Annotated in this window: 28 protein-coding genes, 1 tRNA gene and 2 other annotated features; of the genes, 5 read left to right on the forward strand and 24 right to left on the reverse strand. The window is 47.1% G+C overall.

From position 1 onward, the window contains the following. Positions 1 to 137: 137 nt before the first annotated feature. From E5336_RS09365 to agaV, 3 genes are read right to left on the reverse strand one after another with little or no spacing between them, the layout of a single operon-like run. Complete coding sequence (locus tag E5336_RS09365; protein WP_135980862.1) at positions 138 to 1,013, reverse strand: PTS system mannose/fructose/sorbose family transporter subunit IID; 876 nt, start codon at positions 1,011 to 1,013, stop codon at positions 138 to 140. Then, positions 1,003 to 1,794 (reverse strand): PTS mannose/fructose/sorbose/N-acetylgalactosamine transporter subunit IIC, encoded by a 792-nt coding sequence (locus E5336_RS09370; protein ID WP_135980863.1) that lies wholly within the window; start codon positions 1,792 to 1,794, stop codon positions 1,003 to 1,005. Before E5336_RS09370 ends, E5336_RS09365 begins: the two co-directional genes overlap by 11 nt. 15 nt (positions 1,795 to 1,809) lie before the next feature. Beyond that, positions 1,810 to 2,286, reverse strand: a complete 477-nt coding sequence (gene agaV, locus E5336_RS09375; RefSeq protein ID WP_135980864.1) for a PTS N-acetylgalactosamine transporter subunit IIB — start codon at positions 2,284 to 2,286, stop codon at positions 1,810 to 1,812. 420 nt (positions 2,287 to 2,706) lie between these two features. Between agaV and E5336_RS09380 the strand changes: the two genes are divergently transcribed. Then, on the forward strand, positions 2,707 to 3,633 hold the full coding sequence (locus E5336_RS09380) for an AraC family transcriptional regulator (protein WP_168353630.1): 927 nt from the start codon (positions 2,707 to 2,709) through the stop codon (positions 3,631 to 3,633). A gap of 28 nt (positions 3,634 to 3,661) precedes the next feature. Here the strand turns inward: E5336_RS09380 and agaF are convergent, their stop codons facing one another. Together agaF and E5336_RS09390 are read right to left on the reverse strand one after the other, a co-directional pair. Next, positions 3,662 to 4,096 (reverse strand): PTS galactosamine/N-acetylgalactosamine transporter subunit IIA, encoded by a 435-nt coding sequence (gene agaF, locus E5336_RS09385; RefSeq protein ID WP_135980866.1) that lies wholly within the window; start codon positions 4,094 to 4,096, stop codon positions 3,662 to 3,664. Positions 4,097 to 4,106: 10 nt separating this feature from the next. After that, positions 4,107 to 5,273 (reverse strand): SIS domain-containing protein, encoded by a 1,167-nt coding sequence (locus tag E5336_RS09390; protein WP_135980917.1) that lies wholly within the window; start codon positions 5,271 to 5,273, stop codon positions 4,107 to 4,109. A 100-nt stretch (positions 5,274 to 5,373) separates the two neighbouring features. Here E5336_RS09390 and E5336_RS09395 point away from each other — a divergent pair, with 100 nt between their 5' ends. Both E5336_RS09395 and E5336_RS09400 read left to right on the forward strand, forming a co-directional pair. Next, entirely contained in the window at positions 5,374 to 5,970 is a 597-nt protein-coding gene (locus tag E5336_RS09395) for a hypothetical protein (protein WP_135980867.1), read from the forward strand. 2 nt (positions 5,971 to 5,972) lie between these two features. After that, complete coding sequence (locus E5336_RS09400; RefSeq protein WP_135980868.1) at positions 5,973 to 6,599, forward strand: hypothetical protein; 627 nt, start codon at positions 5,973 to 5,975, stop codon at positions 6,597 to 6,599. A gap of 37 nt (positions 6,600 to 6,636) precedes the next feature. Here E5336_RS09400 and E5336_RS09405 read toward each other — a convergent pair whose 3' ends face one another. Beyond that, positions 6,637 to 7,947, reverse strand: a complete 1,311-nt coding sequence (locus E5336_RS09405; protein ID WP_135980869.1) for a class II D-tagatose-bisphosphate aldolase, non-catalytic subunit — start codon at positions 7,945 to 7,947, stop codon at positions 6,637 to 6,639. 198 nt (positions 7,948 to 8,145) lie between these two features. Between E5336_RS09405 and E5336_RS09410 the strand changes: the two genes are divergently transcribed. Continuing rightward, positions 8,146 to 8,958 (forward strand): HAD family hydrolase, encoded by an 813-nt coding sequence (locus E5336_RS09410; RefSeq protein ID WP_135980870.1) that lies wholly within the window; start codon positions 8,146 to 8,148, stop codon positions 8,956 to 8,958. A gap of 52 nt (positions 8,959 to 9,010) precedes the next feature. Here the strand turns inward: E5336_RS09410 and E5336_RS09415 are convergent, their stop codons facing one another. The 7 genes from E5336_RS09415 to E5336_RS09445 all read right to left on the reverse strand — a co-directional run bounded on the left by E5336_RS09415 (position 9,011) and on the right by E5336_RS09445 (position 13,255). Continuing rightward, positions 9,011 to 9,916, reverse strand: coding sequence for an ABC transporter ATP-binding protein (locus E5336_RS09415; RefSeq protein ID WP_168353631.1), 906 nt, complete (start codon positions 9,914 to 9,916; stop codon positions 9,011 to 9,013). An 81-nt stretch (positions 9,917 to 9,997) separates the two neighbouring features. Next, positions 9,998 to 10,366 (reverse strand): 50S ribosomal protein L7/L12, encoded by a 369-nt coding sequence (gene rplL, locus E5336_RS09420; RefSeq protein ID WP_135980872.1) that lies wholly within the window; start codon positions 10,364 to 10,366, stop codon positions 9,998 to 10,000. Between the two features lie 23 nt (positions 10,367 to 10,389). Continuing rightward, on the reverse strand, positions 10,390 to 10,911 hold the full coding sequence (gene rplJ / locus E5336_RS09425; RefSeq protein WP_135980873.1) for a 50S ribosomal protein L10: 522 nt from the start codon (positions 10,909 to 10,911) through the stop codon (positions 10,390 to 10,392). A gap of 33 nt (positions 10,912 to 10,944) precedes the next feature. Beyond that, positions 10,945 to 11,063, reverse strand: a sequence feature (ribosomal protein L10 leader region). A 28-nt stretch (positions 11,064 to 11,091) separates the two neighbouring features. Further along, positions 11,092 to 11,778, reverse strand: coding sequence for a 50S ribosomal protein L1 (gene rplA, locus E5336_RS09430; RefSeq protein WP_135980874.1), 687 nt, complete (start codon positions 11,776 to 11,778; stop codon positions 11,092 to 11,094). 13 nt (positions 11,779 to 11,791) lie between these two features. After that, positions 11,792 to 12,211: a 50S ribosomal protein L11 gene (rplK, locus tag E5336_RS09435; RefSeq protein WP_016320225.1), complete on the reverse strand. Its 420-nt coding sequence runs from the start codon at positions 12,209 to 12,211 to the stop codon at positions 11,792 to 11,794. A gap of 113 nt (positions 12,212 to 12,324) precedes the next feature. Further along, the gene (locus tag E5336_RS09440; protein WP_135980875.1) at positions 12,325 to 12,825 is read right to left on the reverse strand and encodes a tetratricopeptide repeat protein; all 501 of its coding nucleotides are present in this window, start codon (positions 12,823 to 12,825) and stop codon (positions 12,325 to 12,327) included. A 13-nt stretch (positions 12,826 to 12,838) separates the two neighbouring features. Then, a complete protein-coding gene (locus tag E5336_RS09445; protein ID WP_135980876.1) occupies positions 12,839 to 13,255 on the reverse strand; it encodes an energy-coupling factor transporter transmembrane component T family protein in 417 nt (138 codons plus the stop codon). A gap of 74 nt (positions 13,256 to 13,329) precedes the next feature. Here E5336_RS09445 and E5336_RS09450 point away from each other — a divergent pair, with 74 nt between their 5' ends. Next, complete coding sequence (locus E5336_RS09450; protein ID WP_168353632.1) at positions 13,330 to 14,166, forward strand: choline/ethanolamine kinase family protein; 837 nt, start codon at positions 13,330 to 13,332, stop codon at positions 14,164 to 14,166. A 70-nt stretch (positions 14,167 to 14,236) separates the two neighbouring features. Here E5336_RS09450 and E5336_RS09455 read toward each other — a convergent pair. From E5336_RS09455 to E5336_RS09505, 11 genes are all read right to left on the reverse strand, one after another. Beyond that, positions 14,237 to 14,312 (reverse strand) — tRNA-Glu (locus E5336_RS09455). Positions 14,313 to 14,494: 182 nt separating this feature from the next. Continuing rightward, positions 14,495 to 15,244, reverse strand: a complete 750-nt coding sequence (locus E5336_RS09460) for a GntR family transcriptional regulator (protein ID WP_135980878.1) — start codon at positions 15,242 to 15,244, stop codon at positions 14,495 to 14,497. Positions 15,245 to 15,266: 22 nt separating this feature from the next. Beyond that, positions 15,267 to 15,896 (reverse strand): metallophosphoesterase, encoded by a 630-nt coding sequence (locus tag E5336_RS09465; protein ID WP_135980879.1) that lies wholly within the window; start codon positions 15,894 to 15,896, stop codon positions 15,267 to 15,269. A 55-nt stretch (positions 15,897 to 15,951) separates the two neighbouring features. Then, positions 15,952 to 16,458: a DUF1307 domain-containing protein gene (locus tag E5336_RS09470; RefSeq protein WP_135980880.1), complete on the reverse strand. Its 507-nt coding sequence runs from the start codon at positions 16,456 to 16,458 to the stop codon at positions 15,952 to 15,954. 36 nt (positions 16,459 to 16,494) lie between these two features. Then, positions 16,495 to 17,598 (reverse strand): aminotransferase class I/II-fold pyridoxal phosphate-dependent enzyme, encoded by a 1,104-nt coding sequence (locus E5336_RS09475; RefSeq protein ID WP_135980881.1) that lies wholly within the window; start codon positions 17,596 to 17,598, stop codon positions 16,495 to 16,497. After that, positions 17,595 to 18,326, reverse strand: coding sequence for an amino acid ABC transporter ATP-binding protein (locus E5336_RS09480; RefSeq protein ID WP_135980882.1), 732 nt, complete (start codon positions 18,324 to 18,326; stop codon positions 17,595 to 17,597). Before E5336_RS09480 ends, E5336_RS09475 begins: the two co-directional genes overlap by 4 nt. Then, a complete protein-coding gene (locus E5336_RS09485; protein WP_135980883.1) occupies positions 18,319 to 18,990 on the reverse strand; it encodes an amino acid ABC transporter permease in 672 nt (223 codons plus the stop codon). The genes E5336_RS09480 and E5336_RS09485 overlap by 8 nt, the downstream gene beginning before the upstream one ends. Next, a complete protein-coding gene (locus E5336_RS09490) occupies positions 18,983 to 19,762 on the reverse strand; it encodes a transporter substrate-binding domain-containing protein (protein WP_135980884.1) in 780 nt (259 codons plus the stop codon). Before E5336_RS09490 ends, E5336_RS09485 begins: the two co-directional genes overlap by 8 nt. A gap of 53 nt (positions 19,763 to 19,815) precedes the next feature. Next, positions 19,816 to 20,032, reverse strand: a binding site (T-box leader). A 48-nt stretch (positions 20,033 to 20,080) separates the two neighbouring features. After that, a complete protein-coding gene (locus tag E5336_RS09495) occupies positions 20,081 to 21,436 on the reverse strand; it encodes a PFL family protein (RefSeq protein ID WP_135980885.1) in 1,356 nt (451 codons plus the stop codon). 9 nt (positions 21,437 to 21,445) lie between these two features. Further along, positions 21,446 to 21,712: an ACT domain-containing protein gene (locus E5336_RS09500; RefSeq protein WP_135980886.1), complete on the reverse strand. Its 267-nt coding sequence runs from the start codon at positions 21,710 to 21,712 to the stop codon at positions 21,446 to 21,448. Between the two features lie 9 nt (positions 21,713 to 21,721). Continuing rightward, positions 21,722 to 22,204: a hypothetical protein gene (locus tag E5336_RS09505; protein WP_135980887.1), complete on the reverse strand. Its 483-nt coding sequence runs from the start codon at positions 22,202 to 22,204 to the stop codon at positions 21,722 to 21,724. Positions 22,205 to 22,227 lie beyond the last annotated feature (23 nt).

Raw genomic sequence — 22,227 nt, forward strand, 5'->3', positions numbered from 1 at the left:
TTTTGTCTAAAGTTACATTCCGTGTGGTACACCTCGGAGTATGGAGATTTTTTATAAAAAACGATAACAAAAAGTAAAAAAAGGATTTCACGATGAAATCCCTTTTCAAGTTTATGAAGTTTATTTTTAGCCTTTGATTAACCAACTGTCCAAGGAACCGGAACAAATGGTTTATAAGTTCCAGACCAAATTCCAAAAATAGCCCCTACAATTCCCATCACAAGAATCAAACCGATACATTTAACCGGCGTCCAGCCTTTTTTCTTAATGAGGAAATACATCAGCAAAGTAATCAATAGCGGAAGCATGCAAGGAAGAATCATATTTAAATAGTCTTGAATGACAATCGGTGACTCCCCATTCGCAATCGTCATCCCTAACGTCGTTCCGCCGCCATAGTTAGCAATCAAGGCCCCGACCACAAATACGCCAAGAACTGCAGCCGCATGCGTAAACTCATCCGCATACTCCGTCATCATCGACACGGCCTTCATGCCTAAGTTATACGACCAATACATCAACCCATAGCGAAGCGCCATCTCGCATCCAAACAAAATAATGAAATAAAGGATCGGACCGAGTATTGAACCATTGATTGCCATATTGGCCGTCAAACCCGCGGTAATTGGAACTAGCGTATACCAGAACAAAGCGTCGCCAATTCCTCCAAGTGGCGCAGCCACAGAAATACGAACTGAACGAATCGTCTGTACATCCGTTTTCATCTGCTCCATCGAGAGCACGATCCCCATAACAAACGTAACCGCGAACGGGTGCGTGTTGATGAAGTCCAAGTTCTGAATCATAGACGTTGACAAGTCTTCCTTGTTCGTGTGTACTTCTTCCAATCCTGGCAACATAGCCCACAACCAGCCACCTGACTGCATTCGCTCATAGTTGAACGACGCCTGAAGCATAGTCGATAGCCAAACCATTTTATTCAATGTCTTTTTGCTGACACGTGGTGCCGGTGTCGTGTCGATATATCGCAACTCTTTATTATTAGATGCCATCACTAAAACCTCCTTCTTCGACTTGTTTCTTCAAACCATTTACCCGGAAATCATTGATTGCTACCGCCACACCAAGGAATGCGACAAGCAGCAGACAAGCCGAAGCCGTCGCCTCGATATTTCCAATGACGAGCGCGCAAACAAAACCAGCAAACAAATAACCCCACATATCGTTGGCCAGCATGATTTTCAATAAAATCGCGAAACCGACAAAGCGCATCATTCCTCCGGCCGCGCTCAATCCGCCCATGAACCAAGACGCCTTCTCGGAAAGTTGTTCCAATGTTCCAGACATGGCAACACCACCCACATAAGCGATCACAGCAATCAAGGCAAACAGCGAACCAAGAATCAAACAAGAAATCAAATTCACTTTCACAATTCCTGCCGGACTTGCTTTGATCGCCGCCTCGTCGGCTTTTGCCATCAATCCGGACATCACCGTAAATGTCAAAGTCACCACATATTGTCCAAATGTTGCGAAAATCATGCACGCCCCCAAAGCTGCGTCGATATTCATTCGCGCTTTGATGGCGAAGATCATCGCAACCACACTTCCCAGTACCGCGTTTGGCGGCTGCGCCCCGCCGACTGGCATATTACCAATCATCATCAATTCGTACGTTCCACCCACGACAAGTCCTGTATGCAAGTCGCCAAGAACAAGCCCGATAATCGGACAAGCGATAATTGGTCGATAAATGATTTCTGTCAAAGAGAACTGGTCGATTGCGAAAATAAATGTGACAACCGCCAAAAGAATAATCTCAACAATATTCATATTTTTCTCACCTTCCTATCCAAACAATTTATTGACATCTTCTGCCGCCAAATCCGGTACTCGCCGGATTTCTAATTCCACACCAAGATCCTGCAATTTTCTAAACGCGGCGACATCGTCATCGTCTACCGCAACAGAAGTTGCCACCTGCCGTTTTCCTTCCGACATGTGCATGTTTCCAATATTGACTTTTTGAATTGGAACTCCTCCTTCAACCAACTTCAGCACATCTTGGGGCGTTTCACAAATAATCGCGATCATTTGTCTTGGACTTGCCTTGTCGATGACCGCGATGGTCTTAGCCAAGCTAAAAAATCTCGTTTGAGCATAGCCTGGAGCGGCCATTTTTAATAATCCTTGCCGCATTTTATCTCCCGCGACCGCGTCGTTCGCAACCAAAAGTAAATTCGCTCCTACTGAGCCACACCACTGCGTGGCAACCTGCCCATGGATCAGACGATTGTCGATCCGGGTCAATACAATATTAGGCATCTTTTCCCTCCTTCTAAGCCTTCGCTTTTTGTAACATCATTCTAAATTTAAAAAGATTTAAAATCTTTGCATTTTTTGCGCTTGTGTTTATAACTTTTGACAGATTTTTAATAAAACATTTTTCATTTTTTTGTCATAATTGCTATAATGAAACCATACAAAAGGTTAAGGTGATCTTATATGTTTAATAAAACTTCCAGTGTCGATTTTTTAAAGTACGGTGAAGTCTTCAGTATTTTCTCGGAAAACAACGAAATCCACGACAACAATTACATTTTTACAATTCAAAACGATAAAATCGTTTATTTTTACGTCGCCAACACCGATATTTATTTAAAATCCACCGAAGGAATCTGCATGCTCGTCGTGGCAAATTCTCTGGATCAGGAAACTTTCGACCGATTCGTGATTCATCGCGTCGTGAAAATTAATCAAGGCGTATTGTTCAATTTTATTTCCCTAGGCAATGAAGCCAAAGTTGAAATCGCCTTTTCAAGGACAACCGTCCTTCAAAACCGCTTTATTCCCAATCCTTACGGCTATTCCCGCATCAAGCCCGCGGTCCGAATTAACGAATTGATTGCCTACTACTACAATGTTCGCTCATCCAACTATTTCTTTCCGGGTGAAAAAGATCAATATTGGGAAATCACTTTCGTTGACAGTGGCACACTCCATACGACCATAGAAGATCACAAATACCAGCTGACAAGCAATCAAATGATTTTATACGCTCCCGGACAGTTCCATCGGCAAAATACAACAAACGAAGCCTGTTCCTACTTGACCATCATCATTGACTTGGAAACAAATCTTGACAACCAGAAAAAGCTTGTCAACACCGTCTTTGAAATTGATCGCGATTCCCGGGCCGCTATAGAAACCTTTGTAAAATCCAACGATCAAAAGTCCGCTTATGATCGCGATCTCATGATCATCGCTTTGGAAAAGATCATCATCAATCTGCTGAAAAAAGGGGAGAAGTCACTCAGTAAAGTAGCCAGCACGCCGATGCAGCAGCGCTTTGAAAACGAACTGCTTAACGAAATTCTGCTCTATATCAATGAAAACATTTATACCGCTTTTAACATTGAGGAGCTTTGCGCGCAATTTGGGATTTCCCGCAGCTCACTTCAATCCCTATTCCGAAACAATCTATCCATCGCACCCAAAGAATACGTCAGCAGCTTAAAGCTAGAAAAAAGCAAACTACTGATCAAAGAAAGCAAATTCACTATTTCCGAAATCGCCACCATGCTCGGTTTTTCAACCATCCATTACTTTTCCCGCCGATTCAAGCAGGAATTTGGATTGACTCCGACAGAATACGCAAACAAGATTTTATAAAGGCAAAACGCAAAGATGTTTTGTCTTTTTAAATGCCGTCTTCCTCGATGATTTCTTCTTCTTCTTCGAATAAAACAGAAAAATCAAACCGCGTCATCATTTCTTTACCGGTTTGGATGGCTGTCGCTGCCAGCGTATCCAAATCCATTCCAAAATTTCTAGCCAGCACAACTTCCGCCAGCATTGGCATGTTCACACCCGCCAAAATTTCAATATCCGATCGGTTCATCGAAAGCTCGACGATCGTTTTAAATGGCGAGCCACCTTGCAAGTCGGTAAAAACAAGCACCCCTTCGCAATCCTGTAACTCGTTTAATGCTTTGGTCAAGTCTTGCTCCAGCTCTTTGACTTCCTTTTCAAAGTTTACGGCAATAAATTTCCGTTGTTCTCCGGCAATCACTTCAATTGCGCTTTTCAACCCTTGAGCAAACCGGCCATGACCCGTCACAATAATTCCAATCATAATTTCCTCCTTATTTTGTATATGGATAAATGTTTACACCCTTTACCACGCGGTTGACTTCCCCGCTCGGACACGGATTGTCCGGACCCAAATGGCAACGAAGCGATTTAAACAAAGCTAAGGTTTGCGCAAACGTAATGTATTCCAAACCAAGCAGTGCGTTAGGAATCGTTTGGGGATTGTCAAAAGAAAGAAAATAATCCACTTCCTTTTTTATCGCGTCTTCCCCGCCTGACAACACACAAATCTTGTTTCCTTTCCGCTGTTCACTCATTTCGCGAATCAAATCATATTCGTACTGACGCGTATACGGATCATCGCTCAAATAAACAATCGTTAAAGTTGAATCGTTAATCACCGATTTTGGTCCATGACGGAATCCAAGTGGTGAGTCGAAAACCGTATCAACCGTACCGCCTGTTAGCTCGCAAATCTTTAAAGCGGATTCTTGCGCAAAGCCTTTTAAGCTGTTGCTTCCTAAATAGACGATTCGATTAAAGTCGTAGGTATCCACGATTTCTTGGGCAAGCTCCCATTTTTGTTCAAAAAACAACTCGTCCATTTTCGCCGTCAAAGCGGCTTCAACTGACAGCGTTTCAAAATCTTTGCTAAAAGCAAGCAAAGTAGCCAAAACCATATTGGAAAAAGAAGACGTCATCGCAAAGCTTTGATCACATGTTTCCGGCGTTAAATTAATGACAAGACAATTCGCTTTTCCGATCGCGAATTTCGACAACGCTCCCTTTTCGTTGCATGTAATCATTAAATGCTGTATGGTTTCACAAACCGAGTTTGCAGCTTCTACCGCGCCCACCGACTCCGGTGAATTTCCACTTCTTCCATAACTCACTAAAAGCGTCGGTTTTGTTTTAGATAAATAACACTCTGGATCTGCCACGATATCCGTCGTCGCGTATGACTTTACTTTATGGTCGTACGTTTTTTCCAAAAAAGGGAAGACAGAATTGCCGACAAACTCGCTCGTTCCCGCCCCGGTTAAAATGATATCGTAATCCGCACAATTCGTAATTCGCGCGATAAAATCCATAATCGCCTTTTTTTCTTTTGCGATTTGAGCAATCGTTTTATTCCAAGTTTCCGGCTGCTGCCGAATTTCCGATGCTGTCCAAAAACCGTTCAATTGTTTCCAGTCGACCTGTTCTTTTTTTAAAAGCATATTCATCAAACCTCCTTCGTCCGGTTCACGGTTCTAATTATATTTTTGAAAGGCCTCATTTCAACACGACTGCTAAAATGTGAAAAAACATCGTTAATAAGTGGTAGGAAATAAATCGCGTTCTTTTTATAATAAATACGGAGGAATTTATATGAGAAATAACTTTGCAAACATATTGGCAAGCGGCTCCAATCTTTTTGAACAGTCCAATGGAACCTTGCTGTATTTCAACCCAAAAGCGAATGTTTCCTATACGATCAGTCCGGTTCACCGGAAAACATTCAATACCTTGCGAATGCGTGTTGTTCTAACCGTGATTTCTTTAATCTTTTTTTACTTGTTGTTTCAGCTGAATCTTTTTTTGTCGATCAGCTTAAGCGCCGTGATTTTCATCTTTTTGGAATATCGCTACCACAGCTTCTTAAAAAAAATGCCCAGAACCGTCGGTTTTCCGAAGAAAGCGCGTGCTACAGCCGTCAATGAAGAAATCAAAGTTTCCAAAGAAGGATTGATTCTTCGCTTGACGCTCTACTGCCTGCTGGCGATTTTACTTGTCGTCAATACATTTGTACCCGGAGCAGTTCATGGACATCCGGCTCTGGAAAGCGCAAGCTACTGCCTTGCCGTCTTTGCGTTGTACATGGCGTATCAATACGGAATGCTACTTGCGCATAAAGAAAAGAAAGGAAAAAGATAAGCATGCAGACGATTGCTGTTGTCGTTGTCACCGCTTTAATTCTTTATACATTAGTCGGTGGCATCAAACGCTCTATCTACAAACAACTCGTTACTTTTCTCCAAAACGGCCACTATGCGTCGTTTGACCAAAAAGTGGATGCACTGCTGGTAAAACTTTTGTTTTCGAAACAAAGCCTGCTGGATCTTCGCCTGAATGCCGCCATCCTTCAAAACCAGAAACGAAAAGCGCTACGATATTTGGAAGAGCTGGAAAGAATCCCAATGCCAAAAAGCGAAAAAGACACATACATGATGAAAGGATTCAATTATTTTATTGGGCTCAACGATGCTAAAAACGCCAAAAAGTATTTAACAAAAGTGGACTGCTCCAGCAACGAGCAAATGAAGCAGGAAGCCCATCGAGTCTACAACATTTACATTTTAAAAAACGACCACGACCTTCCTGCCCTTCTCGAAGAAATTGAAGGGATGGAAGACTCGCAGCGTGGCGTCCACGAATTTCTCATCTCGCGTATTTATAAAAACAAGAACGACTGGGAAAACGCACAAAAATACGAACACCTCAGCAAAACTCATTTTGCTTTCGTCGATCAACAAACAAGCCAAAAACTAAAAAAGCACGTATAAAAAAAGATCCAGATCAAAAGCCGATCTGGATCTTTTTTTAAAACAATTCTTTTTGATACGTCGCGTACAAATATTCGTCGATAGTATGCTGAATATAATTTAAAATCAGCTCCTTTGGTTCATTTTTTATCCGTCCCTCACGCACAGCCGTGTATTGTCTTGGCATAAACTGACTGAGAAGGTTCAAAGGAACCCCGTCTTTAAAATGCGCCAGCATCACCGTTTCCGCGGCCTGTACGCGCGCATCAGGCATATAATAGCGGCTCCGATCTGAAAACGAGTATTTACGCTGGATTCGCGTTTGTTCTGGCGTGCCGATATAATGCTTCTCCCAGTACTTCGAATCGTCAAGCATCGCCTGGTCAAGCACATCCATCCAGTGGCTGCCTTGCGCGCCAAACAACTCTTCTTCCGCGAACGCAAGCGCGAACAACGCTTCTCGCATCGCAAAAGTCAGGGCCGGCCCAACCTTTAAAATGGCGACACCATCTTCTACAAGTTCCCGCAGTTTGATTTTCGTCTGATAATCCGTCGAATGGCCTTCGAAAACGATTTGATCATACGCTTGAATCGCCTGGCAAAGCTTCTCGGCTTTCTTTCGATCATACTCCACACAGCCCGCGTCTTTTTCTTCGACGCCTGGCTGCACGACAATGCCGATCACATTGTTCCAAGCCTGATCCAATCCACGCTGTAAAAACGCGTTTTGAAAAGCTTTCAAAGTCGCTTGAAAGTCTTCTGGCTTCGTCACTTCCATTTCTGATGCCGCTTCCGTTCCTTGCTGCCCGCCAGGAATAGGGACTTCGCTTCCAATCACATACACCGGCTCTATCGCGTTAGGATGCGCCTGCTTGTATTCTTCAAACGCTTTTTCCGCCGCCTGCGCCAATATCGCGCCGCGACGGGCAATCGTTTCATCGCTTAAACGTGTATTCGGGTCATCATCTGCCACTTTCATACTCGTGTCGATATGGATTTTCGAAAACCCCGCCTTCACATACGCTTGAATAAGGTCTTTTGATTTTTTCATCGCTTCGGTCTCGTTTTCATTTGCGAACGTCAATGGTCCTAAATGATCCCCTCCCAAAAACAACTTTGAAGCGTCAAAACCAACTTCGTCCGCCTTTTTCAACACAAACTGCTTGAAATCGGCTGGAGTCATCCCGGTATATCCACCAAATTGATCTACCTGATTGGCTGTGCTCTCAATTAGAACGCACGAATCCTCTTCCTTCCCTTTTCTAAGTACCGCTTCTATCACATATTCATTCGCGCTACAACAAGAATAAATGCCAAGAGCCTTCCCCGCTTTTTGCGCTTTTACGATTTGTTTCAATGGATTTTTCATAGTATATCCTCCTGTTCGTTTGAATTATATTCATGGAACAAACAGGAAAAAATAGGGTTGCTATTTATTATAATATTCTCGCTAAAAAGTAAACCATAAAGAAAATCCGCTCTTTTTTACCACCTAATTTCAATCAAATGGCTTCTTGGAACCCCCTTTCAGGGATATAATAGAAATTACAAGAAAAGAGGAATACACATGAAACATAAAATCGTATTTATCGACATGGACGGCACTCTTTATCAAACCGAAAACGATGTCATTCAAGAATCGAGCATCGCGGCCATTCAATCCCTGAAAAACGCAGGATACATCGTTGCCGCCGCCACAGGCCGTCCTCTCAATCAAATGAAACTCATCCTGGAACGAGTGAAATTCGACTATTATGTCTTGATCAACGGAGGATACGTCCTCGATGCCGACTTCAATGAAATCGGCTCCGACCCAATCCAAAAAGAAACCGTCGAAGAACTCGTCGAGCTAGCCCGCGCCAATGAATACGGGCTGATGTTCCATTTCGGGGATGCGACGTACATCTACAACGACTTTTATCCGATGTACTATTTCTGCAAATACTGCAACGTCCTCGACTCTTTGTTCTACGATCCGAACCAGGCCTATCATAAACGTCACCGGGCGTTCAACGCCGTCGTGCTCACGAAAGACTCCACCAAGCTGCAAAGCTTCATGGACGAGCACCCCGATCTTCGCTCCGATCTAATCAATGTCAAAACCGAAGGCTTTTGCTACGATATTTTCAACGCCGACAACGACAAGGCGCACGGCATTGATATGATTCTGGAACGGGAAGGGCTGACCTGGGATGATGTAATCGCCTTTGGCGACAGCACCAACGACACGAAAATGCTTGAGCAGGCCCACATCGGCGTGGCGATGGGCAGCGCAAACGACTACGTCAAAAGCTTTGCCGACTTCTCCACCACCGACGTGTTCCACCACGGCTTATTCAACGGCTTGAAAAAGATCATGGCCGAAGAAGTCCAAGATTAAAACAACGCAAAAAAGAGGAAATTCCGTTCATTCCGTCGAATTTCCTCTTTTTCTATTCCTTTTTTTCTTCATGAATGTATACGATGGGATCCTCTCCCGCATCTTCTTTCTTTGAATACACATAAAACGGCTCCCCCTGCCATGTGCCTAAATGCAGGAAACCGTCAAGATACGCGAATTGCCGAATCGGCTTCCACCCATGAATCGCCTGCGCCCCTTCATCCACTTCAAACGAACAGCACTCAACCGGTACCAGCTGTCCTTTCCAAACATTGACACCCAAAAGCGACAGCGAAGAAGCCACATCGAGCGAGACGGGATGGCTTCGGATTTGCGAAGGTGCCCCTTCCTGAATCAGTTTTCCGTCCTGCATGACAAGAATGTGGTTTCCAAGCAAACCAGCTTCCTGAAAATCATGGCACACACTCACCAGTGTGATGTTCAACTCATCCACCCACGCCAGAACATCAAAAATAAGGGAGCGCTTCAATGCCGGATCCAAATGATTGAATGCTTCGTCCAGCAGCAAAACATCCGGGCCGGAAACAAGCGCGCGGGCAATCGCCACGCGCTGACGCTGGCCACCAGACAAAGCGCTTGCCTTTTGTGCCAAAGACGACTCGATTCGCGTCAAAGCCGCGATCCTTTTCACCCGTCTTTCAATTTCTTCTTCGGCAAACGCGTGATGATCCAAGCCAAATGCGATGTTGTCAAACACCGACAGATGAGAAAACAGCCGATCTTCCTGAAAAACCACCGAAACTTTGGATGCTTGGACTTCCACAACGCCCACTGTCGGTTTTTCCAAGCCGGCAATCAGAGATACAATCGTTGTTTTTCCAGAACCCGACGGTCCATATAGCACCACCCTTTCCCCAGGCGGCAAATGAAACGAAACGTTCCGAAGCGCGCAAACCCCGGAAGGGTACGTTTTATTGACATGACGAAACTGAATCATCCACATTCTCCTCCTGACCAAAGCCCAATGAATTGAAAAAAAAGTCCCGCAAAACAGGACTTTTGATTTTACTTGGTTCGATTACTTAATTTCAACAGTTGCGCCAGCAGCCATCAGTTTTTCTTTAATCTGATCTGCTTCTTCTGGAGCAATGTTTTCTTTGATTGCAGCTGGAGCGGAGTCAACCAGTTTCTTCGCGTCTACCAGTCCAAGACCAGTGATTTCACGAACGGCTTTGATGACAGCAACTTTCGTTCCACCAACAGAAGTCAACGTAACAGTTACTTCCGTAGGACCTGTTGCAGCTTCTTCAGCAGCGGCTGGAGCAGCTACGGCAGCAGCGGCTACAACACCGAATTTTTCTTCGATTGCGCTTACTAAATCATTAAGTTCTAAAATTGTCGCTTCTTCCAAGTAAGAAAGAATTTCTTCCTGAGTTAATTTAGCCATTTTCTTTTCCTCCTAATATTGTATTACGCGGCAGCTTCTTCAGCTGGGGCGCTTCCGTTTTCCTTTGCTTCCGCCAACGCTTTGATCGTCATTGCGAATTTAACAACCGGCGCGTTCAATACAGACGCAAATTTGGCGAGCATGCCTTCCTTGTTCGGCAATGCAGACAGTGTTTTGATCATTTCTTCATCGACCACGTCACCGTCAACGATACCAGTTTTCAAAATCAGTTTATCGTGTCCTTTCGCAAATTTTGCGAGTACACGAGCTGGAGCAACTGGATCCTTACCAAACGCCAATGCGTTCGGTCCTTTTAAAGTTTCTGCGAACTTTTCATATCCCAGATTTTCAGCCGCACGACGTGCTGTCGTGTTTTTGTACACTTTGAAATCCACGTCTTCCGCACGCAGAGCGCGACGAAGTTCCGTCAATTCCTTCACAGTCAATCCACGGTATTCCACCATGACGATCGAGCTGGAGCCCTCCATTTTTTCTGTAAGAGCTTTGACATCGGCTTCCTTTTGGGCAAGGATATCTTTGTTCATCCGATCCACCTCTTCTTTCTGTATATCGTTACAATATTCAAAAGAAAAGCCCGCACGAGGGCAGGCTTACACATCATTTTTATGTATGACCCCTCGGTAACATGATTAAGCAAAACTGCCGTTACTGTCTTTGGAATATTGATAACAATCTTATATTACTTTGAAATTCAAATTTGTCAATTACTTTTGACGCTCAACGTGGATTCCAGGACCCATAGTCGTGGAAAGCACGAGGTTTTTAATGTACGTTCCTTTTACTTTCGTAGGACGCGCTTTCGCGATCGTTTGATAAATCGCGCGGAAGTTCTCTACCAGTTTGTCATCATCAAAGCTGATTTTTCCGATCAATACGTTGATGTTTCCTTCTTTATCCACACGGTAAGTGATCTTTCCTTTTTTGACTTCGTTTATCGCGTTAGCGATATCCATCGTCACGGTTCCCGTTTTCGGGTTTGGCATCAAGCCTTTAGGTCCCAGTACACGACCAAGACGTCCCAGTTTTCCCATCATGTTCGGGGTTGCGATCAAAACGTCGAATCCAAACCATCCGCCCTGGATTTTCTGGATCAGCTCATCAGCACCAACAAAATCGGCGCCGGCAGCTTCCGCTTCTTTCGCTTTATCACCCTCGGCAACTACCGCAACCGTCTGCGTTTTTCCCGTTCCGTGCGGCAGTACCATCGCACCACGAATCTGCTGATCCGCATGACGAGGGTCTACATTCAAGTTGAAGCTTACTTCAACAGTTTCATCAAATTTTGCGGTTGCGGCTTTTTTCGCGAGCGCAACAGCTTCTTCCACTGAATAAAGACGATCACGATCGACTAATTTTTCAGCTTCCGCAAATCTTTTACTTACTTTTGCCATGGATCGTTCCTCCTTATTCCATTCCTTCGACTTTGATACCCATGTTACGGGCAGTTCCGGCAACGATCTTCATCGCTGCTTCGACGTCGTTTGCGTTCAAGTCCGGCATTTTGTATTCAGCGATCTCTCTTAACTGATCCACTGTGATCGTACCGGCCGTCTGCTTCTGGTCGCCGCTGGCTTTCGAGATACCTGCCGCTTTTTTCAGCATGTTGGCTGCTGGCGTCGTTTTCAATTCGAAATCGAACGATTTGTCTTCGTACGCCGTGATGATAACAGGTACGACATCGCCTTTGCGGTCTTTTGTCGCATCGTTGAACGCGTTACAGAACTGAGGCATGTTGATTCCGGCACTCGCCAAAGCTGGTCCCGGTTTTGCTCCGCCTGCCATGAACTGCAACTTACAAACTTTTGTTACTTTTTTCTTGCTCATAAGACGCTCCTCCTATAAATGGCCTTATGCAGTGGTTTGTGAACACGAGTGTTCTCCCACGCATGCTTATTAACTATAAGCAAAAAAAAGATAAAACGCAAGCTTTATCTTTTTTATTTCATTCTCTCCACGGTTTTCTCCACCAAACGCGCATGCTTTTCCAGCGCCGGTGTCCAATCCAGGCTTTCTTTCGCCTTCCGGATCCAATCCAAGGCCGCCAGAGGATCCTTTGCGACACCTTTTCCGTTCAAATACAGCATCGCCAGACCATCGTACGCCAGCGGATACTCTGCCTGCGCCGCCTTCTTCATAAAGTAGAACGCCTGCTCCATATTTTTCGGACAGCCGACACCATCCCGATTCATCATGGCGACGACATACATCGCTTTCGGGTCGCCATTCATCGCGCCTAAGCGCGCATATTCGTATCCGCTTTTCGGATCGTAACCAACACCACGCTCCTTTTCCAAAAACATCGCCATCAGTGTTTTCTGGCTCTCCAAATCGCCCCAGTTGGCAGCTTGCTTGAGCAGCGGCAACGCGTCCGCCGTTTGATCGCTTTCCAGCAGCCGGCTGATTTCGGCTTTTAAATCGTGCAACACTTCCTGATCCATCGCCAACACCGCCTTAGTCCCAGAAGTCGTAGTCCTCTTCAAAATCAAAATACGGCTCGTCGATCACGTTCCAGTCATCCGAATCAAAAGAATGACCCGCCGGATAGGAAAAGCGCATCATCTGCACCATATTGTAAACGCCTGTCCCAAAGGAATAAAACCCAAGCACGGCCGCGCAAATGCTCAAAATCAAAAGCGAAAGCATCTTCTTCGTCCACTCAAATTCCTTCCAAACCAGAACGAAGGCAATCACGCCGCACGCCAAAGCAAGAAAACCTAAAATAAATCCATGCCAAGCCGCAAATACGGCCAGAACGATCGAAACGAGCGCCAAAATAAGCGCCACGATCCAAAGCCGGCTTTCTTTGACCGGTCTTTCGGCGAATCCTGCGCCGGGTTTCGGGATTTGCGGAATATTTGGTTGTTTCATAATTTCACCTCGTTTGTTCAATTATACCATTCAAAAATGCTTTGTTCTAACTCCTTGCATGATATTATATGCCTATGAATCTGAATCAAATCAAACAATGGCTCGACCAACGCCTCGACAAGCCGTACACGCTAACGCCAACCAATCTTGGCATCAGCAACGAGTCGTATCGCCTGCAAACCCAAAACCACACCTACATCGTCCGAACGCCTCGATCCAGCCACGCTTGTCTGGATCTGCGCTTTCACGAAGAAGCGCGCGTGCTCGCGCTCGTAAAGGACCTTGATGTGCCGCTCGTCGATTTTGACACCCAAAACGGCATCAAGATCACGACCTACATTCCCGACACCTGCACGTACGCCCAGGCTCGCTCGCAAAACAAAGCGTGGCAAGTCGGCCGGACGCTCAAAGCGCTCCATCAAAAACCGGCCGTTTCCTTTGCTTTCGATCCCTTTCAAAAGCTTGAGCGCTACCGAAGCCGGATCGCGCATCCCCTCGTCCATTTTGAGCAAGCGGATGCCGTCATTGCCCGGGTGCAAAAGCTGTACCGGCCCGACACGCTTTGCCACAACGATGTGGTGGACGGCAATTTGCTGTTTACATCCAGACGGCTGTATTTGATCGACTACGAATACGCCAGCATGAACGACTACCGGTTTGATCTCGCGAGTTTTTTAAGCGAAAATCAAATCGAAGACGAAAAAGAACGTCTGCTTTTTTTCGAAGGGTATGGATTGGCCAACGATCTTCAAGCCCAGCAGGAAGTCCGCCTGTTCGAATGTTTCGAAGACATCTTGTGGGGCTATTGGGCCAATATGCTGTACGACTCCACCCACGACTCCGTCTATCAAACGATCGCCCTGGAAAAACAGGCCCACTACCACGCATGGCTCCACACTCTCGCGCTGTAATCAGCGCTTTTTATTTCGACAATGTAAAAAAAAGCCTTTAGATGCTTTACCTAAAGGCGTTATTGACAAATGGTGACGCGTACGGGATTCGAACCCGTGAATGCATGCGTGAAAGGCATGTGAGTTAACCGTTTCTCCAACGCGCCGTTAACTTTTAACTTATTTCCCAAGTGCTCACTTATAATATCATAAGCGATCATCCTGTGCAACATTTTTTTTCGATTTTTTTTAATCTTTTTTCATTCACTCGAAGCGCTCCCCAAACGAACAGTCATACTATACCGTATTCGAACTAAAAAGAAAAGCGGAAAACTCCGCTTTCTCAAAATTATTGTTGATAAATGATTTTTCCGGTTGAATTCATGTACGTATACAAATCGCTTCGATAGTAGCTAATCGTATACTCGATGATGTTGTCTTCTTCATCAAAAGAAATCCGCTTGCGGGCCAGAACCGGCAAAGATTTGGGAATGTTCAACGAATTGCGCACTTCGTCAGAAGGAATTTCCGCGCTGAACTCCTCTTCGATCCGCTTCGGTTTTCCGGTTCCAATTACTTCAAACTTCTCATACATGGACTCGGTTGAATTGTCTTCCCGAATCGGCAAATCCGTGTCCAGAGGAAAATAAGACACCATGTACACAAGCTTGACATCGTCCGCGGTCCGTACGCGGCGCAAACAATACATTTCCTCGCGGGGATCGAGGTTGAATATTTTTGCCGCCTTTTCCGCGACTTGTTCGCGGTCGATTGTGAAACTGCTTGTTCCCGGCACCCGGCCGTGCAGTTCCATTTCATGCGAGAAGCTTCGGATCTCCGATAACTTCTCCTTGATCGCCGGTTTCCAAATGACGAATGTCCCGCGGCCGCGGCCGCGATTGACCATGCCTTCCTTCTCCAGATCGAGAATGGCTTGTCTTGCCGTGATCCGCGATACGCCAAAACGTTTCTGGATCTCCATTTCGCTCTCGATCTTGTCGCCATGCTTCAATTCACCGCTCAAAATCTTTTCGCGGTAAATATCCTTGATTTGAATATAAAGCGCTTTGCCACCTTTTTTCGATTTCAATTTCTCCATATACCCTCACCTTGTTCATCGTCTATTTGTTTTCCCTTCGACGACGCTTTCTTTTTTCATCCAACTCGATCCACTCATCCAATGTCATCGGTTCGTAATCAGAATCTACGCAAAAGCAATTAATGATCTGGCACGGTACATTCTCAAGCTCGCCGCCAATCGAAACGTGTTTTCGTGTTGCCATAAAGTCGATAAACACATCCAAATCGTCCCGGTCCTGTGTATTATGAATGTGACCATGGAGCATGAACGTCTTTGGCTTTCCTTGTTCATCCCGACGATATTGACCGTTGTAAAACACGATCGGATAGTGGCTCAGCACCACCTTTCGACGATTATCGCTCAGTTCGGCATATTCCCTGACCCAGCCAAATACGGAACTGTCAAAATCCTTGTCGTCCAAAAAGCGGTCGTGATTGCCCCGGATCAAAAAGATCCGGCCATTCAACCGTTCGATGATTTCCGCCGTATCGCGGCCGTTTCCCCAGGAAAAATCGCCAAGAACGACGACCTCGTCCCGCTTTTTGACTTTTTTGTTCCATTGGCTGATCATGTACTCATTCATTTCCTCCACATCTTCAAACCCCCTGACATCCATCTTGTCATTGAGCGCCCGATGAAAAAAATGTAAATCCGCAATGTAGTATCTCAATCCCTGATCCCCCTTGCTTCCGATAAAAGAAAAGCGGGCCAATACCGCTTCTGAGTTATTGAACTGTACAAGAATACCCTTCCTTTTCGAGCTGTGTCTGCGTCTTCCCTAAACTGACATACTTCGTGTCCACTTCTCCTTCGTGAAGCAAACCCGCATCAATCAGCGCTTGAATGTCCGCTCTTCTGTAGTCGATCGTTACCGTCACCTTGACGCGATTATCCTCTAACGATCCGACCGCATCGACCCCCTGCAGCGCATCATAGGAGCGAGCCAGTGATGAATTGATCGCATTCATCATATCCTCGCTGCTCATCCCTTCGCCGATTCCCAGATCCGCAAACGACAAATAAAACGTCTGGATCTGCGACTCCACGTGATCTCCCTGCGCCTGTAAAGACACCGAGTCAGACTCTTTTGTGCAATCCAAAGTGTGTTGAACCGCTTCTTCTTCCTGCGCCATCGCAGGCTGCTTCGTGTCTTCTACATTTTTTGAAGCTTCATTTACACGCGTACAGCCACACAAGCCCGCGACAAAAAACAGAACCCATACTTTTCGCATCTCAACACCCCTTGTAAAGTTATAATATCATGTAAATTATATCTTTTTCAACGTTTCATTGAACCAAATTGAAAATTCAGTCAATCCGCTTTCAAACGCTTCCGGGTCGCGCCCCATCCCCAGCCGAAGATGCTGATCCACCTCAAAACACGATCCCGGCACAAAAAATACACCCCGCTCCCTCAGCGCCCGTTGGCAAAGGGCAGTCGAAGGAATGCCAGCCTCGTAGCGCAAAAAAGCCACCGGCGAAAGCGGATCCAGCACGACGGAAAACGACTCGTTGTCCGCCAGCCACGCCTTCAGTGTTTCCTGATTTTTCGCCAGCCGCCGCCGGTTGGCCTCCAAAATCGTTTCTTTGTGCCGCAACGCCGCCAGCGCCAGCCGATCTGTCAGCGGTCCCGTGGAAATGAACGTGTAGTCGCGCCGGACATTGAGCCGCTCAATCACTTCCCGATTCGCCTTCACCCAGCCTAGCCGAAGACCCGGCAAAGCGAAAATCTTCGACAAAGACGAAGTCGCGATACCGCGCTCATAACAATCCGAAACCGAAGGCGTTCGCTCCAAATCCAGCCCCCGATACACTTCGTCGCACAAAATGTAAATGCCACGCGGACGACAAAGTGCGACCAGCGCCAGCCAGTCAGCCGCGTCCAGCCGCGTCCCGGTCGGATTGGACGGACTCGCCAGCACGATCATCTTCGTGTTTGGCCGAATCGCCTCCTGGACTTTCTCAACCGGAAAACGCCATCCGTCTTCCTCGACGTACGCAACCGTCGTCACCTCGCAGCCCAGCGAACGCGGATACTCGTAAAACTGCTGGTATCCCGGCACAAACGCGATCACGTGGTCGCCCGCTTCCAGCAGCGCGTCCATCACGTGCTGATTGGCGCAAAGCGCCCCCGGCATACAGGTGATCTGTTCCACGCTGCCGGTACGATACAGTTTCAGGATTTCCCTTTTTAGCGCCTCATCCCCGGTAATGTCGCCATAATCCAAAACGACATCATCCAAGGCCGCCGGTTCCAAAGCCAGAAGAGCCGGAAACGACAGCGCCTGAAACGAAGTATCCGTCATATTGTAAACGGCCTGTTTTTCATAGGCCGTCATCCATTGCTCACATAAAAAGTCCTTGATTTTCATTCATAGAACACCTTGCTCAGGAAGTCCTTCGCCCGCTCGCTTTTCGGATTGGTAAAGAACGTTTCCGCATCGCTTTCCTCAATCACTTTGCCGGCTTCCAAAAACACGACCCGGCTGCCAACCTTGCGGGCGAACCCCATCTCATGCGTCACGACAATCATCGTCATGCCTTGATTGGCCAGCTCCTTCATAACTTCCAGAACTTCCTTGATCATCTCCGGGTCCAGCGCGCTTGTCGGCTCGTCAAACAGCATGATTTCCGGTTCCATACAAAGCGCCCGGGCAATCGCCACCCGCTGTTTTTGCCCACCCGACAACGCGTTGGGATACGAATCTTTTTTATCGAGCAAACCAACTTTCGTCAAATAATCAAGCGCGATCTTTTTCGCCTCGTCTTCCGAACGTTTCAGCACGGATACCTGCGCCAAAACACAGTTATCCAAAACGGTTTTATTCGGAAACAAGTTAAAATGCTGAAACACGAATCCCATCCGCGAACGCAGTTCCCGATATTTTTTCGGATCGGACGGGTCCATTCGCTCGCCATCCAAATACCGCGTGCCTTGATCCGGCACCTCCAAACCATGAATGCAGCGCAAAAATGTCGATTTGCCGGAACCTGACGGTCCAATCAGGCACACAACCTCCCCTTTTTTCACTTCCAGGGACACATCGTTGAGCGCGTGCAGCTTGCCAAAATTTTTTGATAAATGTTCCGCCTTAATCACTGACAGCCAACCTCTTTTCTATTTTCTTTCCAATCCACGACACACAAAGCGTCATGATCAAATACATGACCGCCGCGATCATCAGCGGATACAAATAATTGTAGTAGCGCGCGCCCAGCGCCTGCGTCCGGTACATCAACTCCGCCGTTCCAATAACCGAAGCCAGCGATGAATCCTTGATCAACGTGATAAACTCCGAAACGAGCGGCGGCACGATCCGCTTAAACGCCTGCGGTAAAATGACTTCCTTCATCATCGTCCAGTACGAAATGCCAAGCGTTTCGCACGCCTCCCACTGGCCCTTGTCCACGCCCTGAATACCCGAACGGATCAGTTCTGTCTGATATGCGCCCGAGTTGAGCGACAATGCGATAAGCGCCACGATATAAATGTTCATGCGTACCCGGGTTCCGGTAATCATGGAAATAATGACAGGCACGCCTAAATAAAAGAAATAAATTTGCAGCAGCATTGGCGTGCCCCGGAACAATTCAACATAGATGTTGGCAATCCAGTTAAACGCTTTGATCCGCGACAGTTTGCCGGCCGCGCCAATGACCCCTAAAACCGCTCCAATCACTAAAGCACCAAAGGCCAGCGCAATACTTACGCCGGCACCTTGGAGTAAAAATTGAAGATTTTCAGGGGTGAAGATCTTACTCACTCGCTTCTCCCGAAGCCGCGAACCACTTGTCTACCAACTCTTTGTATTCGCCGCTGTCTTTGAACGCCTTGATGGCCTCGTTCACATCGTCCATCAAATCCTGATGATCTTCCGTGGAATAAATGATGTTTTCCTCATCCAGCATCTTCTCGTCCAGAACTTTGTAGTCGCCATTGGCCGCGTAGTTGTCCGCTACAGCCTGGTCGATCACAACCGCATCCAATCCTTGCGCTTTCAGCGATTCCATCAACACCTTGACGTCCTGCATTGCCTGCACTTTGGCCCCTTCGATTCCATTAGCTACATCTTCGCCGGTCGCGCCTTGCTGGGCACCGACAAGCTTTCCGTTCAAATCCGCCGAAGACTGAATGTCGGAATCCTTGTCCACGACGATCACCTGCGCGGAATCGTAATACGAATCCGAGAAAATACCTTCTCTTTCCTCATCGTATGTGAAGCCCGAAATACCCAAGTCGATTTGTCCCGACTGCAACGCCGTAATGATCGTGTCAAAAGACAGTTCCTTGAACTCATACGTATAGTTGCGTCCGTTTTCATTCAAATAATCGAACAGCCATTTCGTCATGTCGATATCAAACCCTTCCAGCTGTCCTTTGGAATCCAGCCCCTCATAAGGCATATAATCCGGCGAAATACCAATGAGCACTTCGGTTGGTTTTTCGCTGTTTTCCTCTTTCGAGCCGGATGCGCATCCTGCCAAAGTGGCGATCGACAACAAAGCCGCCGCCCCGATTTTCAATAATTTGTTCATACTCTTTCTCCTCTTTTCCTCAGACCCTCCATAAAAAAAGCGTCCTTCCACAATGAAAGGACGCAATGATTACGCGGTACCACCTAACTTCCGTCCACAGGATATGGACGACACCTCATTCTTAACGCGAATTCACGGACGCTGCCTCCGCCGACGGCTTCGATAGCGCAACTCCAAGACACGTTCCAAACTTCCTGCTTCATGACTTGCACCAACCGTCATTTCTCTAAAAGCTGTTCCGTTTGTACTTCTTCTCTTCAATGTTTTTATGGAAGTATTATAAACATAGAAGTCCGCGAATGTAAACCTGTTTTTCGATTAATTCTTCAAAGCCTGTAAAGGCGCCGGGATCCGTCCGCCCCGATTCACAAAGACGGCATTGTTTTCCATATTGACCGGCATCACCGGTCCGTGGCCCAGCAAACCGCCAAAATCCAGTTCCTCGCCCACCGTCTTGCCAATCGCCGGAATGATTCGAACCGCCGTCGTTTTCGAGTTAACCATGCCAATGGCGGCCTCGTCGGCGATAATGCCCGAAATAATTGTGCTCGGCGTGTTTCCCGGAACGACAATCATATCCAGACCAACGGAGCAGACAGCTGTCATCGCTTCCAGCTTTTCGAGCGTCAGCACGCCGCTTTGCGCGGCCGCGATCATTCCCGCGTCTTCAGAAACCGGAATAAACGCGCCGGAAAGTCCGCCGACATTGGACGTCGCCATGACGCCGCCTTTTTTGACCGCGTCGTTGAGCATCGCCAGACAGGCGGTCGTTCCATAGGCGCCGCAAGTTTCCAGTCCCATTTCCTCTAAAATGTACGCTACGCTGTCGCCAATCGCCGGCGTTGGCGCCAGCGACAAGTCGACGATCCCAAACGGGATTCCCAGTTTTTGACTCGCCACGGTTCCAACCAGCTGTCCCATGCGCGTGATCTTGAACGCGGTCCGTTTGATCAAATCCGCCAGTTCATCCATCGTGGCATGCTTCGATGCTTTTGCCAGCGTCGCCCGCACGACACCAGGCCCGGACACGCCCACGTTAATGATCGCATCCGCTTCCCCGACGCCATGGAACGCGCCGGCCATAAACGGATTGTCTTCCGGGGCGTTGCAGAACACGACCAGCTTAGCCGCGCCCAGACAGTTGTTGTCCTGCGTCAGCTCGGCGCTTTTCGTAATCATTTCACCCATTTCCTTGACCGCGTCCATATTGATGCCCGCCTTCGTCGAGCCAATGTTCACGCTCGCGCATACGTGCTGGGTGCGCGCCAGCGCTTCCGGAATCGAGGCAATCAGCTTGCGGTCGCCTTTGGTGTAGCCTTTTTGGACAAGCGCCGAATAACCGCCAATAAAATCGACGCCCAGCCGGCACGCGCAGCGCTCCAGCGTCAAAGCGAATTCCACCGGATCGCCTTCGCAAGCGCCAGCCAGCAAGGCAATCGGCGTCACCGCGATTCGCTTGTTGACGATCGGGATCCCGTACGTGCGCGAGATTTCTTCCGCGACCGGCACGAGGTCTTTGGCTACGCGGCATATTTTTTCCTCCACCTTTTTGCAGGCGACCTGAATATCCGGGTCGATGCAGTCCAGCAGGGAAATTCCGATTGTGACCGTGCGAATATCCAAATATTCCTCGTCGATCATCTTAATCGTTTCCAAAATTTCATTCGTTTGCATGGTTTCCTCCTAGATCGTGTGCATCGCTTTGAAAATATCCTGATTCATCACCCGGACAATCAGACAATTTTCCTCGCCAAGCACTTCCATAAACTGGGCGAACGCCTCAAAGTCGCTGACCCCGGAACAATCCGTGATCATGGTCATCGTGAAGATCCCATCCACGATTGTTTGCGAAACATCCAGAACATTGACATTGTGCTTTGCGCACGCATTGGCGATCATGGCCAAAATGCCAACCCGATCGCTTCCTACCACTGTGATTACCGCTTTCATATTTTCCTCCTACATTTCCATAAAGCATTGTTCGAACTTCAGCAATTCGAACGGTTCATACGCGCTTTGCATCCCGCTGATGTTGACGTCGTACTCGCCGGGCATAAACTCGATTTCCGCTTGTTTTTTCAACGTTTCCTGAATCATCAAAGAATCTTTTTTCGTAAACGATTTCGAACGTTTCCAGCAAATATCGTTGTGTTGATCGACAAGCACCACTTCCACCGTGACCTGATCCGCATTCAAAAGCGCGTCTTTCCAGTCGCATTCCTGAATGTTGAAATAAAAGTCGCTGGAATCAATGTCGCCGCCTTCCAGCACAAAGATCGCCAGTCCGTTCGTATAACAAAACCCGATCCGCAAAGGATCCAGCATGCCGAGTTCCTCCTCGGTCCATTCCTTGTCTTTGAGCACGAGCATGAACCGGTTCTCCACATAGTCCATGACGGCTCCTTCCTCGATCTCATAAGGGAATTTTTCTTTTTCTTTCATGAAACTAGCATAACACAATTTCA

The organism is Dubosiella muris (assembly GCF_004793885.1).
Taxonomy (GTDB): Bacteria; Bacillota_I; Bacilli_A; order Erysipelotrichales; family Erysipelotrichaceae; genus Dubosiella; species Dubosiella muris.